Annotated in this window: 16 protein-coding genes; 2 read left to right on the forward strand and 14 right to left on the reverse strand. The window is 51.7% G+C overall.

The window, feature by feature from the left end; translation table 11 throughout:
• Window positions 1-93 precede the first annotated feature (93 nt).
• The 10 genes from A0W33_RS10065 to A0W33_RS10110 all read right to left on the reverse strand — a co-directional run bounded on the left by A0W33_RS10065 (window position 94) and on the right by A0W33_RS10110 (window position 9,322).
• A complete protein-coding gene (locus A0W33_RS10065; RefSeq protein ID WP_229802133.1) occupies window positions 94-360 on the reverse strand; it encodes a CcmD family protein in 267 nt (88 codons plus the stop codon).
• Entirely contained in the window at window positions 347-1,012 is a 666-nt protein-coding gene (gene ccsA / locus A0W33_RS10070) for a cytochrome c biogenesis protein CcsA (protein WP_068838023.1), read from the reverse strand. Before ccsA ends, A0W33_RS10065 begins: the two co-directional genes overlap by 14 nt.
• Window positions 1,013-1,206: 194 nt before the next feature.
• The gene (locus A0W33_RS10075; RefSeq protein WP_068838024.1) at window positions 1,207-1,878 is read right to left on the reverse strand and encodes a heme exporter protein CcmB; all 672 of its coding nucleotides are present in this window, start codon (window positions 1,876-1,878) and stop codon (window positions 1,207-1,209) included.
• Window positions 1,879-2,034: 156 nt separating this feature from the next.
• On the reverse strand, window positions 2,035-2,751 hold the full coding sequence (gene phoU / locus A0W33_RS10080; protein ID WP_068838025.1) for a phosphate signaling complex protein PhoU: 717 nt from the start codon (window positions 2,749-2,751) through the stop codon (window positions 2,035-2,037).
• Between the two features lie 58 nt (window positions 2,752-2,809).
• Entirely contained in the window at window positions 2,810-3,571 is a 762-nt protein-coding gene (gene pstB, locus A0W33_RS10085; protein ID WP_068838026.1) for a phosphate ABC transporter ATP-binding protein PstB, read from the reverse strand.
• An 82-nt stretch (window positions 3,572-3,653) separates the two neighbouring features.
• Window positions 3,654-4,511: a phosphate ABC transporter permease PstA gene (pstA, locus tag A0W33_RS10090; RefSeq protein WP_068838027.1), complete on the reverse strand. Its 858-nt coding sequence runs from the start codon at window positions 4,509-4,511 to the stop codon at window positions 3,654-3,656.
• On the reverse strand, window positions 4,504-5,379 hold the full coding sequence (pstC, locus tag A0W33_RS10095) for a phosphate ABC transporter permease subunit PstC (RefSeq protein WP_068838028.1): 876 nt from the start codon (window positions 5,377-5,379) through the stop codon (window positions 4,504-4,506). The genes pstA and pstC overlap by 8 nt, the downstream gene beginning before the upstream one ends.
• Window positions 5,380-5,455: 76 nt before the next feature.
• Complete coding sequence (locus A0W33_RS10100; protein WP_068838029.1) at window positions 5,456-6,454, reverse strand: PstS family phosphate ABC transporter substrate-binding protein; 999 nt, start codon at window positions 6,452-6,454, stop codon at window positions 5,456-5,458.
• 223 nt (window positions 6,455-6,677) lie between these two features.
• Window positions 6,678-7,868, reverse strand: coding sequence for a porin (locus A0W33_RS10105; RefSeq protein WP_068838030.1), 1,191 nt, complete (start codon window positions 7,866-7,868; stop codon window positions 6,678-6,680).
• 143 nt (window positions 7,869-8,011) lie between these two features.
• The gene (locus tag A0W33_RS10110; protein ID WP_229802135.1) at window positions 8,012-9,322 is read right to left on the reverse strand and encodes a porin; all 1,311 of its coding nucleotides are present in this window, start codon (window positions 9,320-9,322) and stop codon (window positions 8,012-8,014) included.
• A gap of 458 nt (window positions 9,323-9,780) precedes the next feature.
• On the opposite strand from A0W33_RS10110, the gene A0W33_RS10115 reads away from it, so the two are divergent.
• Together A0W33_RS10115 and A0W33_RS10120 are read left to right on the forward strand one after the other, a co-directional pair.
• Entirely contained in the window at window positions 9,781-12,579 is a 2,799-nt protein-coding gene (locus A0W33_RS10115) for a TonB-dependent receptor (protein ID WP_068838031.1), read from the forward strand.
• Window positions 12,580-12,628: 49 nt separating this feature from the next.
• Window positions 12,629-13,960 (forward strand): hypothetical protein, encoded by a 1,332-nt coding sequence (locus A0W33_RS10120; protein WP_068838032.1) that lies wholly within the window; start codon window positions 12,629-12,631, stop codon window positions 13,958-13,960.
• Between the two features lie 151 nt (window positions 13,961-14,111).
• Here the strand turns inward: A0W33_RS10120 and A0W33_RS10125 are convergent, their stop codons facing one another.
• The 4 genes from A0W33_RS10125 to A0W33_RS10140 all read right to left on the reverse strand — a co-directional run bounded on the left by A0W33_RS10125 (window position 14,112) and on the right by A0W33_RS10140 (window position 16,746).
• Entirely contained in the window at window positions 14,112-14,300 is a 189-nt protein-coding gene (locus A0W33_RS10125; RefSeq protein WP_068838033.1) for a hypothetical protein, read from the reverse strand.
• A gap of 170 nt (window positions 14,301-14,470) precedes the next feature.
• Window positions 14,471-15,430: an AAA family ATPase gene (locus A0W33_RS10130; protein ID WP_068838034.1), complete on the reverse strand. Its 960-nt coding sequence runs from the start codon at window positions 15,428-15,430 to the stop codon at window positions 14,471-14,473.
• Window positions 15,431-15,590: 160 nt separating this feature from the next.
• On the reverse strand, window positions 15,591-16,031 hold the full coding sequence (locus tag A0W33_RS10135) for a hypothetical protein (protein ID WP_068838035.1): 441 nt from the start codon (window positions 16,029-16,031) through the stop codon (window positions 15,591-15,593).
• Window positions 16,032-16,359: 328 nt separating this feature from the next.
• A complete protein-coding gene (locus A0W33_RS10140; RefSeq protein WP_068838036.1) occupies window positions 16,360-16,746 on the reverse strand; it encodes a hypothetical protein in 387 nt (128 codons plus the stop codon).
• Between the last annotated feature and the right edge of the window lie 16 nt (window positions 16,747-16,762).

Consider the following 16,762-nt stretch of genomic DNA (forward strand, 5'->3'; position numbering starts at 1 on the left):
GGTTAACTTTTTCCTGTTATTCCTGTAGCCTAACACACCAGCGGACAATATAAATCCATGGCAGAAGGCTAATTTCATACTTATGTTTTGCTGCTACTCACGCATCTGTTTTTCCAGTTTGCTCACCTTCCGGTCAAGCGAAACCAGGTAAAGAATCATGCCCACCATAACGGTCAGCAACACAATCACCACCACGTAAATTTTGCCGTCGCGGCGCAGCGTGTCGGCCATTTCCACTTCGGCTTGTGGGGCCGATGAGAACTCTACCTCCGTCTGTTCGGGCTGGGCCTGCACTGGCGCAAGGCCTGCCGTGGTGCCAAGTATAAAGCACCACACGGCCAGTATTCTAAACAGTTTCATATAAGCGTTGTCTGATTAATTCCAATCTTGATTTCACGTTCACGATCCAGATGCCGAGCAGTGTCCAGCCCAGCACGGCCGGGTAAAACACCAGGCGCAGACTGCTATCCATGTCGTAGGCGTTAAAGCCAGGGTTGCCGCCGTTGCCGGGGTGCAGCGAATCGGTGAGGCGCGGAAGTATGAACAGCAGCGGAATAAGCGCAGCAAAGGCGAAGATGTTGTACACTGCGCTGATGCGGGCACGCTGCTGCTGCTCGTTAAAGGAACTGCGCAGCACCAGGTACGCGAAGTAAATCAGCAAACCGATGGCCGAGGCGTTCTGCTTCGGATCGTTGCTCCAGTACTCGCCCCACGTAAACTTGGCCCACTCCATACCCGTTACAATGCCCAGCACGCCAAAGAGGATGCCGACTTTCGCTGCCTCGTAAGCGATCACATCGTTCTTGACGGTAGGGTTGCGCAGGTACTTGATAGAGTAAACAACCGATACCAGCAGGATCAGGATCATGCCAAACCACATGGGCACGTGGAAGTATAAATTGCGGATAGTCTCGTTAAGAATAGCCAGCCGCGGCACATCAGAAAGCATACCAGCCACCACGGTAAAAACCAGTAGGAGCACGGCCAGTATTTTCCACCAATTTTTCTTCATTTCTTTTTTAGATACTTGATATTAGAGGTTAGATGTAAGACTCTATTGTTGTTAAGCCTTATCACATCGTGCCCAATACCTTAACAAAAGTTTATGCGAATTAGCTCTATGTTCTTCAACCATAATTCGAAGCTTTGCAGCCTGACTCTTAAGACTGATTGTCTAGCGTCTAATATCTACCTTCTAGCGTCTCTTTACGAACGCCAAAGGTACGGGAATAAGATGTAGGAAACAGTGACGACAATCATGTTTATGGCAAGCAGGGTAAGCAGTTCGTCGAGGCTGAGGCTGCGGTCCAGGCCATCCATGGCGTTTTTCGACATTTTGATGAGCATAAGCAGCATGGGCACGATTACAGGAAAGCTGAGTACGGCCATGAGCGTGCTGCTGTTGGCGGCTTTGGAGGCGATACTCGAAATCATGGTAAGGGAGGTGGAAAACCCGATGGCGCCCAGCAGCAGCGTGAGCAGGAACATGGGCACGTCCTGCACCGGGTTGCCTAGTACGAAACCGTAAAACACGAAGCAGATAAAGGCCAGCAGCAACATCAACAGCGTGTTGTAGATAATCTTGGCAAGTATAATGCCCTGCGGGCTCACGATAGAGTAGAAGTAAAGCAGCCGCCCCCTGTTCTCCTGCATAAAGCTCTTGGCGATGGCGTTGACCGAGGTAAACAGCAGGATAATCCAAAGCAAAGCGTTCCATACCGGGGCTTGCAGCATATTGGAGCGCATGCCAAAGCTTAGGTAGCAGACAAACACCACGCTGCCCACATACAGCAGCATGCCGTTCAGCGCGTACTTTTGCCGCCACTCCAGCACCAGGTCCTTCTGAATGAGGTATAAAATCTCTTTAAACAGCACCATCTTTTCGATTTTGCTGCAAAGGTAAGGCACAAAAGCATGGAAACGTAGCTTTTACAGGCTGATCGATACTATAGCGCCTTGCCAGTATAAAACAAAACGGCACAGGCTGCTGTAGCCTGTGCCGTTCACCATACTTCGAAAGCAGAACAAACTGGGTTATGACGGGTTTTGCTCGTCTTTGTCCTGGTCCTTCTTTGCTTCCTTCTTCTTTTTCTTGTCGTCTTTGTGCTTCACCATTTTTGCCTCGCGGTAAAAAATGATTTCCTCGGCAATGTTGGTTACCTGGTCGCCCACGCGCTCCAGCTTTTTGATGATGGAAAGTATGGCCAGCGCCTCCCGTATCTTGCCAGGGTTCTCTGTCATGTACTTGGTGATCACATCGTCAGACTTGCGGTAGATCTTGTCCAGTTTCTTGTCCCGCTTTATCAGAGCCTTTGCCAGCTGTGGGTCGTTGTTTCTGAAGGCGGTGCGGCACTCTACCAACATGGCCAGTGCCTCTTCGTACATGGGCAGCACGTTGGTGATTTCCAGGAGCTGAGGCTCCACAGGCGCCTCCAGCTTTTTAACAAACCGGGCAATGCCCTCAGCCGTGTCGCCGATGCGCTCCAGGTTGGCGTTGATTTTCAGCACGGCCAGCACCAGGCGCAGGTCTACGGCCACGGGTGTGAACAGGGCGAAGAAGTTCTCGCACATGCGGTCAATCTTCAGGTCGAACTGGTTTACCTTGCGGTCGCGTTGGATGATTTTCTTGGCCAGCTCCACATCAGCGTTCAGCATGGCTTCGCGGCCGCTCTGCACCTGGTACTCCACCAGGTCCCACATTTCGAGGAGTTTGGTCTTCAGGCGGGCTAATTCAACATCTATGTGTGGCATTCAAGTCTTTTTATGGGGTGAACATCTACAAGTATACGGAAATGATGGGGTATTTAAATCAACCGAAACGGCCCGTGATGTAGTTTTGTGTGCGATCGTCTTTCGGGCTGGTGAACATTGTCTTGGTCTTGTTGTACTCCACCAGTTCACCCATGTAAAAGAACGCCGTGTTGTCGCTCACGCGGCCAGCCTGCTGCATGTTGTGCGTCACGATCACGATGGTGTAGTCGTGCTTCAGCTTGTAGATCAGCTCCTCGATTTTGGCGGTGGAGATGGGGTCCAGCGCGGAGGCGGGCTCGTCCATCAGCAGCACCGAAGGCGAGATGGCCAGCGCGCGCGCTATGCACAAGCGCTGCTGCTGCCCGCCTGAAAGTGCCAGCGCCGATTTGTGCAGCTTGTCCTTCACCTCGTCCCACAAAGCGGCCTGCTTCAGCGAGTGCTCCGCGGCTTCTTCCAGTACGTCTTTTTTCTTGATGCCCTGTATCCGCAGGCCGTACACCACATTCTCAAAGATGGTTTTCGGGAAAGGGTTCGGCTTCTGGAACACCATCCCTACTTCCTTGCGCAGTTCATCCACACGGATGTCTTTGTTGTAGATGTCCCTGTTGTCCATCAGGATCTCTCCTTCGGTTCTGAAGCCATCGATGTAATCGTTCATGCGGTTGAAGGTGCGCAGAAACGTGGACTTGCCACAGCCCGATGGGCCGATAAAGGCAGTTACGTTCTTCTCCTCCATCGCAATATTGATGTCTTTCAGGGCGTGAAAGTCACCGTAGAAAGCGTTGAGGTTCTTGGCTTCGAGCTTGGTTTTTTTGCTCATAGAGTATAAAAAGACACGAGATATTAGAAACTAAGAGTAAGGCGAGTATAAAACGGGGTATCGCCCGCTTCTGCTGGCCGTGTTACCACCTGATTTTTCGCTGCTGCCTATTGCGTAAGTATACGGCGATACCGTTTAACAGGAAGGTAATAAATAATAGCACGATAATGGCCGCTGCTGCGTTGGTAAGGAACTCCTCCTGCGGCCGTGAGGTCCAGTTAAAGATCTGGATCGGCAACACGGTGAACTCATCCAGCGGCGATGCCGGCGTAAACGGCACATACGCCAGCGCTCCGATCACGATCAGCGGAGCTGCCTCGCCCACTGCCCGCGACAGCGCAAGTATAATGCCGGTAAGTATACCGCCGAAAGAAGCCGGCAGCACCTGGTTCCAGATGGTTTGCCACTTGGAGGCCCCGAGCGCATAAGAACCGTCGCGCACGCTGCCCGGCACGGCTTTGATAGCCTCGCGTGTAGTGACGATAATGATCGGCAGGATAAGCAGCGACAGGGTAAGCGCGCCGGCCAGCAAACTGCCGCCCAAGCGCATCTGGCGCACAAAGATCTCCAGGCCCAGCAAGCCGTAAATGATAGAAGGCACACCCGCCAGGTTGGCAATGTTAATCTCCAGGAAGTTAGACAGCTTTGTTTTCCGGCTGTACTCCTCCAGGTAAATGCCTGCGCCAACCCCCAGCGGAAAGGAAATCAGCGCCGTGAGCACCAGCAGCCAGAGCGTACCCACCCAGGCGGTAAGTATGCCGGCGCTGCTGGCTCTGCGCGATGGAAGGTCCATCAGGAAATCCCAATCAATGCGGGCAATGCCTTCCTGCACAATATCGATCAGGAAGATAGCCAGCACCACCAGCCCGATAAAGGTGCAAAATACCCCGAAAACCTGAAAGACTTTGTCCTTCAACCTGTTGCGATCCGAATTAGTCATACTTCTCCTGATATTTCTTTTTGATCCAGAAACTGATGTTGTTCAGCGCAAACGTGAAAACAAACAGGGTGATGCCGGCGGCAAAGATGGTCCGGTACTCCAGCGAGCCGTGCGGCACGTCACCCAAACTTACCTGCACAATGTAGGTAGTGATGGTTTCGATGGGAACAAGCGGGTTCAGTGTCAGGCGCGGCTGCTGCCCAGCGGCAATGGCCACAATCATGGTTTCGCCCACGGCCCGCGAGATGGCAAGTATAACCGACACCACAATACCGGAAGAAGCGGCCGGCACCATCACACCAAAGGCCGTCTGCAGGCGTGTGGAGCCCATGCCGTACGCTGCCTCCCGCAGCGAACGGGGCACAGCGCTGATGGCGTCCTCGCTCAGTGAAGAGATCATCGGGATGATCATGATGCCCATCACAATACCAGCAGATAAGGCATTGAAACCAGCCAGCGAGGGAATGATGGCTTGCAGAAAAGGCGTTACCACGGTTAAGGCGAAGAAGCCGTAAACTACCGTCGGAATGGTAGCCAGCACCTCCAGCATGGGCTTTACCACCTGTTTCAGCGTGGCATGTGCGTACTCGTTCAGGTACACGGCAATGGTCAGGCCAATGGGCAGGGCCACCGAAATAGCAATAAAGGTAGTCAGCAGGGTGCCCGCCACCAGTGGCATGATTCCAAACTTCTTATCGGCGAAGAGCGGCGTCCATTCTTTCTCTGTTAGGAAGTCCACGATAGAGACTTCCTGAAAGAAAGCAATCGACTCTGACAGCAATACCCAAATAATGCCGATGGTGACCAGAATTGTGATTACCGCCGATAACCACAACAAGCCCTCGATTATTTTCTCTGATATTTTCAAGGTGCTGTTTTTAAAGTAGGAACACGTTAGCGGTAGCCTAACCGGCCTGCATTAACGCATATTTCCATTGCTGTATTTATTGCTTGGCGTCGCTGGAGCCGGTGTCACCAACAAACTGCTGGAACTTCTGCTTCTGCTCTTCATACTTTTCGGCAGGCATCGGAATATAACCTACTTCTTCGCTAAGCTGTGCGGCATTATCGAGGTAGAAGTTTACAAACTGCACGACCTCCGGTCTTGCCGTGGCTTTAGAGCTCACGTAAATGAACAGCGGGCGGGAAAGCGGGGCGTAAGAGCCGTCTTTAACTGTCTCCAGCGAAGGCATGATTGCGCCGGCGCCGTTGCTGTCGTTCTGGTCATCCACTGGCACTGCCTTCAGTTTTTCCTTATTTTCGTCGTAGTACGCGTAACCGAAGAAGCCGAGTGCATACGGGTCAGTTGATACGCCCTGCACCAGCACGTTGTCGTCTTCGCTGGCTGTATAGTCGCCGCGGCTGGCGTGGCTCTCGCCTACAATCGCCTCTGTAAAGTAATCATAAGTACCTGACTCTACGCCAGCGCCATACAGGTGAATTTCCTGGTCAGGCCACTCCGGGCGAATCTGATTCCACTTTTTGATGGTGCCCTGTGCCGCCGGCTCCCAGATTTTCTTCAGCTCGGCTACGGTGATGTCCTTTACCCAGTCATTCTCCGGGTGCACAACCACTGTCAGGCCGTCGTAAGCTACCGGCAGTTCGATGTAGGAGATGTTATTGCTTTTGGCCAGTTCGTCCTCGTTCGCATTCATGCTGCGGGAAGCGTTCACAATGTCAATTTCGCCACGGGAGAACTTCTTCATGCCGCCACCTGTGCCCGACACACCAACGGTTACCCGAACCTCCTCTGCCTCGTTACGGAACTCCTCCGCCACGGCCTCGGTGATAGGGTACACAGTAGAAGAACCGTCGATCTGGATGTTGCCGGTTAAGTCTCCGTTTGCTCCCTCGTTACCGCCGCCGCAAGCGCTTAAGAGCAGTACACCGCCCAGTGCGAGTGCAGCATTCAATCTGGAAAAGTTGAGCCTTAGGTTTAACATATTAGTAGCTGTTTTGGGTGTTGCTATTTGTTTGAAAAATTACTTCTGCGTTAATGTGTTTTTTGTTTAAGCTGCTATACTTCAATGTGTATGAAGTAGTTGTGTGACAGAGGTTTTATACTGGCTTATCCTTTATTGCCTGTGTTTGCAAGTGCAAAGTTGAGACAATTGGAGGCAACCTCTGCCGGTGCATTGTTAAGAAATTGTTACTATTTAAATATGATTAAAGCGCCACTTCCATCTGGAGTCGAAACAGATAGCTGTCTGGTCTTCCGGGCTGGTCCTGAAGTGTTACATCACTCTGAACCTTAAGGCTATGGCCTACAATGTACCTGGAAACCCCAAGTGTATACTGCTCCTGTGGGCGCAGGCCGGAAACCTCTGTAGGGTTATAACTGGTGTAGCGGGCTGCCACTTCCCAATTGTTCTCGAACAGGTATCCTCCCTGCAGGTTGAATGCATTGCCTGTTACAAACGTCTCCTCTACTGCACCCGCATCTGTCCTGGCTACAACCGGGCCTTCTGAGGCTTTACTATCCGCATATTCTGCCATGGCAGAGAATCCTCTATATTTAAACATGGCATCTACGAAAATGGTACTAAGGTCGCGCTGCTCACTTAGAAAGTCGCCAAGCTGCCCCCTTTCGCGGGAGGCATTGTCATTATAATCAAATGCCGCGGCTATAGCCAGTTTTGGGGTTTCTTCCCGGTAAATATCGCCTCCTACATAGGCCCCGTCTCCCTCAAATTCACCGAAAGGAAAAACCTCTACCTTAGCCGTGTAGTCATAGCCGCCTGAGTTGTTGATGGTGATATCCCGGCCTTCGCCCATGGCGATGGAGCCAATCTCCCTGATAACTACCTGGCCAATGTTGTGCACGTGGTGCAGTTGTAGCCCGGCGTCGCGGTCAATGTTGAAGCGGGAGTTCAGGAGGCTTCGGTCTACAAACTGTAGTTTCTGCGAGGAGACAACACGCTCTCTGTTGCCCGGTAATTTTGTCTGGCCAACCCAAAGCTCCCAATGCGGCGCAAAGTTCCATTTTGCCACTGCGTCAAGTATAATGTTGTCAGCGTTGTTCGACATGGAAGGGTTGTCGTTTCCGATGTCGCTGTTGCTTAGGCCAAGCTCAATTTTGTACTCTAATTTAGGTGAGTAGGCAAAGCCTTCGAACTTTAGGCGTGCTCTGCGGATCAGGAAGCGGTCATCCCAATTGTTTGTTGCAGGGTTGTTGCCACCCTGGTACAGCATCTGGAAACGGGTGCCAAACTTAAGGCTGAAAGAGGAGTCTGCTGCAATAAACTGCAGGCCCTTACCTAACTTAGAGTAATTCACACTTTGCCCCGAAGCGCCTATGCTCGAGAACAATGCGATAAACAGCAGAAGTATAATTCCTTTCAGTTTTAGATAATTCACTTGGTAGAAGTTATGGTGAGAAATAGAGTAGGTTGTGCCTGTTATACTTTCAACCTGAAAAAGAAGGTGCAGCGATTGTGGTTTAAACCAGGCCTTTGCTATTCCCGCTGCCCTACTACTGACTGCCTTACAAGATGGCTTCTTTAGAAGTTAAACTGGGCCTGAAGCCTTAGCCTGCTTCCGTGCTGCCTGTTGTAGAGGTTAGCGAATGACCTGGTGGTTCTGTCTGCAATACTGTAGTCAGCTACCAGTTCAAAGTTTTTAATAGGTTGCCACTCGGCACCTACCTCTGTCTCGTATACTTTGTGGCTTACAGCGTCACGCTCATGCTTTTTGCCGCCATCATAGTACTGCACTTTCGCAAAGGGAATAAGGATATGGTTGCCAAACTTCATTCTGTACATGGTTTGGGCGTAGCCGCCGTGTAGCGGCTTTACCTTTATCGACAGCGTTTCAGGATCGAACTCAGGGCCCTCTCCAATGTTATATTCTGCCTGAAAGCCCAGCGGCTGTGGGTACACCACCAGTGATGCCGCCACACGACGATCTGTGAAACCTTCTTTTGCCTGCTGCTCAGAACCCAGAGACACGCCTGTGGAGAGCTGATCGGGGGTAACGACATACTTGCCAGAGTAGGCCTGGATGCCGGGCTCGATATACTGCCCGTTCGCGAGTTGTAGCGGGTAGGCTAGCCGCACTGCCGTGTGCAGTTGGTCGTTAGCGTCTGATTTGTTGGAGGTCTGCCCGTTAAACACGCCTACACCGAACACGCCGTAGTCGCCGCTTCCCTTCAGTCCTGAGCTGGTCAGTTCTTCAAAGCGTTCCCTGATTTCGGAAGGGGCCCAGTAAAACATAACCCCCAGGTCACGCTCGTTGGCAAAAGCGCTGTTGATGGCATCGCTACGGTCCAGGGCCAGGCGGTTGCTGCTGGACTGCATGTTCTCAAAGCCGTAGGGTATTTTGCTTTGGCCGACTCTTATCCTGAATTCTTTTGCTGCGTCAAGTGCAAGGTCGAAGTAGGCGTCGCGCAGTTGAACAAAGTTAAGGGCGCTGCCACCAGGGGAGGAGGCAAAGTCAGGCTGGATGTACACATAAAGCCGCTCGTGTACATTTCCGCTGAAAACGATGCGTGCCCGCCTGATAAAGAAGCCGTTGCCTGCTCCCAAAGATCTGTCACACTGATCGCACTTAAGCTGTGGGTTAGTCTCCAACAGGCGGTTATACCTTATCTGTGCGTATCCGCGGATGGAAAGGGTTTTGTACCAGGGCGTTTTAGCTTCCTTGGCAGGAGCTATATAAATGGTGTCGACCCGGGAGATGATGCGCTGCTCGGCCGTTGCCGTGGTGGCAACCTGAATTGTGTCTGTGTTTGCAGGAGTCTGGCCTGAAGCACTGTTATTTATAAAACTGGCTGTCAGGAACAGCAGCGCTGCTCCAACAAAAGATCTAGTCACTTCTTCCTGATTAAGGTGAGATTTAATCAACTGCCTGAAGAGAGCGTTTAGTCAGAACGGTCCTGCAGGGGTTACACCAGCAAAACAAGCAGTTAGTCAGGCTGCCGTTTTCTTGCTGTTGTTTGATGCTGCAAAATAAGCACATCTATATTACTTCCGGATTATGGCAATGTTATGCTAATGTTAAGCTTCTAAGCGGCAGTTAACCATCTGAAATGTGGCGTTAAAGGCGCTAAAGGAAAGAGTCTAAAGTTTCTGGCAGGTCAACCAACCCATCGCGGCTTACCAGCAAGGCTCGCTGTGGCGGCTACTCCGGCAGCGGCTTAATGTTGAGGTAAACCTGCGATAACCGTTGCTTAACAAACAGAGAGGATGTTTAACGGTAACGTAACCACGGCTTAAAGTTGAGTTAAAGTAGCCCCTCTACTTTTGCAGCGAGACTAAACAACAGTACAGCCATGAAATCTTTTCTAACACTTCTCCTCCTCCTCACCACCGCCACCTTCAGCTTTGCCCAAGAGGGTACGCTGAAAGGCAAAGTAACCGATAAGCTAACGGGCGAAGAAATAATAGGCGCCGTAGTCTTCATCAAAGGCACTCCCAAAGGCACCACAACCGACTACGAAGGAAACTTCGCGTTGCCGCTTGCCCCTGGCACCTATAATTTGTCTGTTACCTTTCTGTCTTACAAGCCTTACGAGCAGGCAGGACTACAGGTAACGGCAGGGCAGCCAACCACAGTTAATATACAGCTGGAAGAAAACACCACGCAGATACAGACAGTGGAGATAGTGGGAGCACGGCAGACAAACACAGAGGCCGCCGTGCTGCAGACCATGCGCCAGAGCGAGGTGGTGGTAAGTGGTGTGGCAGGCGAGCAAATCGCCAAGTCCATGGACCGGGACGCTGCCGCTGTGGTACGCCGCATTCCGGGAGTAACGGTTATGAACGATCGCTACATTATGATCAGGGGCTTGAGCGAGCGCTACAACACCGTAATGCTGAATGATGCCCTGACCCCAAGTACAGAGCCAGACTCCCGCGCCTTTTCGTTCGACATACTTCCTACCAGCGTTCTTGACCGGATCATGGTGTTCAAGTCAGGGTCGCCGGAATTGCCTGGCGAGTTTGGCGGCGGCGTCATCAAAGTATACACGAAGAACTTCGCCACCGAAAACACCACCAGCATCGGTATATCGGGCGGCTACCGCGGGGGCACCACCTTCAACAACATCAGCACGCAAAAAGGCAGTGGCACCGATTTTCTTGGATTTGATAACGGCGAAAGGGCACTGCCGGGAGGATTCCCGGCCAACGTGAACAACGTAAGCAGTGAAAGCCTTATTTCTGCTGCCAGACAACTCGACGGAGACTGGTCTACCAATAAGCTGAATGCTCTGCCGGACCTGCGCCTTTCATTGGGGCTGACGCGCCGCTTTTTTATAGGCAACACGGAAGCCAGCAACCTGACGGCCGTTTCATACAGCAACACGAGCCAGGTGCTGGATGTGGAGCGTTACCGCTACACGGCTTTTGATGAGCAGCAGCAGAAAAGTCCGCTGGAATATAAGTATAACGACATCGAATCGAGCCAGAACAACCGCCTGGGTATTATCAGCAACTGGGCCTTCCGGTTGAATAACAACAACAAGATTGAATTCCGCAACCTGTTCAACCAGCTCGGGCAATCGCAGGTGGTGGAGCGCTCGGGAATAGAACTGCAGGGCAAGGATGTGGATGTGCGCAACATTGCACAGCGCTACGAATCCAGAACCATTTACTCCGGCCAGCTGCAGGGCACGCACGACCTGGACAACGAACGCACCAGCTATACCTGGACCGCAGGCTATAACTACTCCAACCGCAACGAGCCGAACTTTAAGCGCATCAGGTCACAGCGCAACATCGGTAGCGACGAGCCTTTCCTTTGGGTGATTCCTGCTTTTGCCGCCAGTACTTTTGATGCAGGCCGCTTTTACTCTGACATGCACGAGAACACCATTATGGCGAGCGGCCAGGTAGAGCACAGCTTCGCGGGGAAAGACACATTGGCGGAGAACCAGCCAAAGATCCGTGTGGGCTTTTACACAGAAAACAAGGACAGGACCTTTGATGCGCGCTGGATGTCTTACACGGTTTCGGATCCATCGCAGTTCAACAACAACCTGCTGACACTGCCCTTGGGCGAGCTGTTCAACCCGCAAAACATAAATACTACCGGGTTCAGCCTGAGGGAGGGCACCAACCCTACCGACCGCTACGATGCTTCTAACTTACTGGTGGCAGGTTATGTGGGAGGCAGCCTTCCGGTTAACGCTAAGCTAAATTTGTCGGGCGGCGTACGTGTGGAATACAACAAGCAGCAACTGACTTCCTCGCAGTATGGCGGCGGTAAGCTGGAGGTGGATAACCCCATCACAAGTATACTCCCATCGCTTAACGCCACCTACAACTACAGCGAACGCTCTCTTTTCAGAGGTGGCTACAGCATCAGTGTGAACCGCCCAGAGTTCAGGGAACTGGCGCCCTTTGCCTACTACGATTTTCAGCTGAACGCGGAAATTCAGGGTAATGAGAACCTGACAACAGCTACAATACACAACGCCGACCTGCGATACGAGTTCTACCCTAACCCAACCGAGATCCTTTCGTTTGGCGTGTTTTACAAGTACTTCAACAGCCCGATAGAAATCTACAGCCTGCCAACATCCGGTAACCCCATTTACAAGCCGGGCAACGCAAAGAGCGGCCAAAGCTATGGTGTAGAGGCTGAAGTAAGGAAGTCCTTCCTGAACCTATCGAACAACAGTATCATCCAAAACCTAAGCCTTGTGCTGAACGCCTCCCTCATCGAGAGTAAAGTTGACTTGGGTGAAGCGACAGAAGGGCAGGATCGAAACAGGGCCATGTATGGCCAGTCGCCTTACATCGTGAACACCGGCCTGTATTACCAGGACGATGCCCGTGACCTGCAGGTAAGCCTCCTGTACAACGTGATCGGCAAGCGCATCTTTACGGTGGGCGACGACCAGACACCAACTGTTTACGAGATGCCCCGCAACGTGCTGGACCTCTCCCTGACAAAGGGATTTGGGAAGCACTTCGAGGTGAAAGCAGGTATCCAGGACATTCTGAACCAAAAAGTGAGACTGATCCAGGACTCCAACCGAAACGCCAAAATTGACGGCGTGGACGAAGACTTCATCACCTACAGGCTTGGCAGCTACACAACAGTGGGTGTGAACTACAACTTCTAGAACGATTTGATAACAAGCAAAAAACCTTTCAACCCAAAACCCAATAACAATGAAAAAATTAAGCACATTACTACTGCTTGCTTTATTAGGTGTTGCTAACGTGTCCTGCGACGATGACAGCACGACAACGCCAACTCCGGTAGACAACACCAATGGCGTAGAGGAAATTAGTGGTGTCATCACTTCCGACATGACGCTTAAAGCTGATAAGAAGTACCTGCTAAAAGGATTTGTATATGTACAGGCTCCCGCTAAACTGACAATAGAGCCGGGAACAATCATTAAAGGCGATCAAACCTCAAAAGGATCGTTGATTATTGAGCGCGGTGCACAGATCATTGCACGCGGTACCGCTGAAAAGCCGATTGTATTTACATCTAACCAGCCAAAAGGCTCACGGAAATCCGGCGACTGGGGTGGCTTGATTTTGCTTGGTAACGCTCCGGTTAACGTGGGTAGCTCTGCCGCTATTGAAGGAGGCGTTGACAGGCTGTACGGTGGCTCTAAGGCCGACGACAACTCAGGCGTGCTGAAGTATGTGCGTGTGGAGTTTGCCGGTATTGCCTACCAGCCAGACAATGAGATCAACGGTATTACCTTTGGCGGTGTGGGTAGCGGCACAGAGATCGACTTTGTGCAGGTTTCTTTCAGCGGCGACGACGCCTTTGAATGGTTCGGTGGAAGTGCCAACGCCAAGCACCTGATCGCTTACAAAACGGTGGACGATATGTTTGACACGGACAACGGCTTTTCTGGTACTATCCAGTATGCGGTTGGTATAAGTGACCCAAACATTGCGGACGTCTCAAAATCTAACGGCTTTGAGTCTGACAACAACAAGGCAGGCGACGCGGCCACGCCAAACACAACGGCCAAGTTCTCGAACATCAGCTTGTTCGGCCCGTTGGCAACCGCTTCTACCACGGCACAGGCCAACTACGGAAGCGGTATCCACTTCAAGAAAAACACCAAGATATCCGTTTACAACTCTGTTATAGCCGGATGGCCGACAGGCATCTACCTGGATGGAGCTGCGGTAGAGGGAGGCGCAACAAACAATGAGCTTAACTTCAAGAATAATTATGTTGTTGCGGCCACAACGCCACTTAGGGTAGCCTCTGGCAGCACGTTTAACGTGCAAAGCTGGTACGATGCCAACGGAAACGTGCTGAAGACAGCTAACACAGACGTGATGATTGAAGGCGCATTCAAACAAAGCGGCGCCCCTACGTTACTGCCGGGAACGGGCTCTGCGCTGCTAAGTGGTGCATCGTTTGCAAACCTAAATGGCTTTGAGCAGGTGCAGTACATCGGCGCCTTCGGTGCTACTGATTGGACCGCCGGCTGGGCAAACTTCGACCCACAGAACACAGACTACTAGGTTCCCTTCTGATAATATTGGTTGCACATGTATGGGTGAGAAACATCGTGTCAGCCAGTAGCAGGCGGCTTAGTCTCCCGTCCTGCGAGAAACCCGCCAATCGGCGGGTTTCTTTTTATACTTCAAAATTAAGTTACAGGCAGTCGTGGCGCTAAAAGCTAACGCCTGATCCGCCGCCGCTACCGCCTAAATAACTGAACAGAAAGTAAGCCAGCGCAAGTATAACGATCAGGCCAAGGCACCCAATGCCTGCGCAGCCGCCACGGCCTCTTCCGCCCGTTCTGCCCCCGCCGCCCATCAGTTTGCGCAGCAAAAACATTTTCAGCAATCCTCTAAACATACTCCTTTATTCAAGTGGAACAACAATAAACACTCCCGCACCACAAAGGTGCAGGAGGTTAGGAGTTACGCAGGAGTTGACGGTAGTGTTTGTATGGTTGCCGAAGGAGGGCATTCTTACCGGTGCCCCTGGCCAGGAAAGTAGGGTGTTCTGCAGCCTTGCCGCTATACTTAGCTGATCGGTACTTTGCGCAGGATGGCCTCAATAAAATCCTTTGTCCTGATGCCGTCGGCCTCGGCTTCGTAATTGAGGATGATGCGGTGGTTCATCACATCATGGGCCACGTCCTTGATGTCCTCTGGCAGCACGTAATCGCGGTCGTCGAAGTAGGCAACGGCTTTGGCCGCGCGGTTCAGGGCTATACTTGCCCGCGGCGACACGCCAAATTGAATGTAGGGGGCAAACTCCTCCAGGTCGTACTCAGCCGGTCGCCGGGTGGCAAACACCAGCTCAATGATATACTTTTCCAGTGTCTCGGAAATCTGCACCTGGTTTATCTCGTTCCGGATAGCGAAAATGTCTTCTTTTGAAAGCACTTTGGTTACCGCATCGGTAAAGCTCATGTTGGCCATGCGGCGCATGATTTCCAGCTCGTCCTCCTTCCTGGGGTAGTCGATGTACACTTTCATCATGAAGCGGTCTACCTGGGCTTCGGGCAGCGGGTAAGTACCCTCATGCTCCACAGGGTTTTGGGTGGCCAGCACCAGGAAGGGCAAATCCAGCATAAAGGTGGTCTCGCCAATGGTTACCTGCTTTTCCTGCATCGCCTCCAGCAAAGCCGACTGCACCTTGGCGGGAGAGCGGTTCACCTCGTCGGCAAGTATAAGGTTGGCAAAAATCGGCCCCTTCTTCACCTCGAAAATAGAGGCGTTCTGGTTGTAGATCATCGTGCCGATGAGGTCGGAGGGCAGCAGGTCGGGCGTGAACTGAAGCCGCTGGAAATCGAGGTGCAGCGCCTTTGAAAGCGAGTTGATGGTAAGGGTCTTAGCGAGCCCGGGCACGCCCTCCAGCAGAATGTGCCCGCCGGTAAACAAGCCAATCAGCAGGCGGTCCACCATGTAGGACTGGCCTACCACTACCTTGCTTACCTCATTCAGTACCTGTTTTATTTTGAGTTGATATGTCTTCACGGTTTGCAGCTATAGCAGGAGCACGGTATCAGACACCTGTGCCCATAAAAGGCTTAAATATAGCGATAATACGCTAGTTGTGCCAAGTTATTGCCGGCAGTGGCTACAAAACAAAAAAGCACCCGGTGTGGGTGCTTTTTACTATATCTAAAGGAGCGGCCTATGCCGCCGCCATACTAGGTTCGTTGAACTGGAGCGTTGAAACGCGGTTGTGCTGGGCCTGCTTCACCATGTCAATCAGGCTGCGGATGCTGTTGTCCTCAACATCCAGCGGTAACACCATGGTGTCTCCTGCTGTGGTGCGCACATGCACTTTTCGCCGGTGCGTCATCAGGTAAAGGGCAATAAAGAAGCCGCTCAGCAAGAAGAAGGAATCGTTGAAATATACGAGCAACGCCGCCGCGATACTTAGGAGCAGGTATAGGGTATTGCCGGAGAGCTTTAGCTCCCAGGCGGCGATGTCTTCGAGCATGACGGCCTGCCCGGCCTTTTGGGACCAGATGGCGCGCCGCTGAATCAGGCGATGTGTCGTGAGGGCGAGGCGCTTATCCACAGTCTGGATAAGGTACTGCTCTCCAGGTAATAGCTTATGTGTAGCCATTTTTGCCGGAGTATTAAGTTTGTTGAATTTTGGGTAGCGTATAAAAGTCAGTAGCACAGCTTCCGGGAGTTGATGTTATACAAAGAAGATTCCGAAAACCTAAAAATGGTTGCACTCTATAGGGGCAAATATAGAAATATTTTACAAGCCGCTAAGCTTCTATGCCCCCTGCTGGTATGCCTTCTTATACGTTCGCTTTGTTAAAACGCTGTAAGTAAGCTGGATAGTGTGCCCGGGGAGCCGAAAAAAAAGGCCGGGGAGGCAAAAAAAATCAGCTTACTATATATTTTCATCAATATAGTAAGCTGATTCTATATGTTTCCTGCGCTTAGGCTGTCAGGTACAGCTCGCCCTCGTAGCCGTGGGCGCGCTGGTTTTTGAAGCGCGTAATGTCAGATTGCATGTTGTCGTAAATCTCCTGAATCTCCTCAGAGTCCTGAGTCAGGGGTTTGATGTGCTCGCTTAGAAGCTTGGCCGCCAGCGGGTAAAACTTGGCGTCATCAGTATTCTTCACGTTCACTTTAAATGAGCTAACGGCACTTTCCAGTTTCTTCAGCGCAGGATACTCCCCCTTGTACTCCTGTATGGTGTCACGAAGCTTCTCCCGTATCATCAGGTACAGGTCCTCTTCAAACGTCATACCGAAGTCATCTTCATCCTCATCTTCGTCATCGTTAAAAGCGAGGTCGTCGTCGTAGTCAAAATCGTCTTTCATGGCTGGTAAGCTGTTT

This window comes from Pontibacter akesuensis (assembly GCF_001611675.1).
In the GTDB taxonomy this organism is placed as follows: Bacteria; Bacteroidota; Bacteroidia; order Cytophagales; family Hymenobacteraceae; genus Pontibacter; species Pontibacter akesuensis.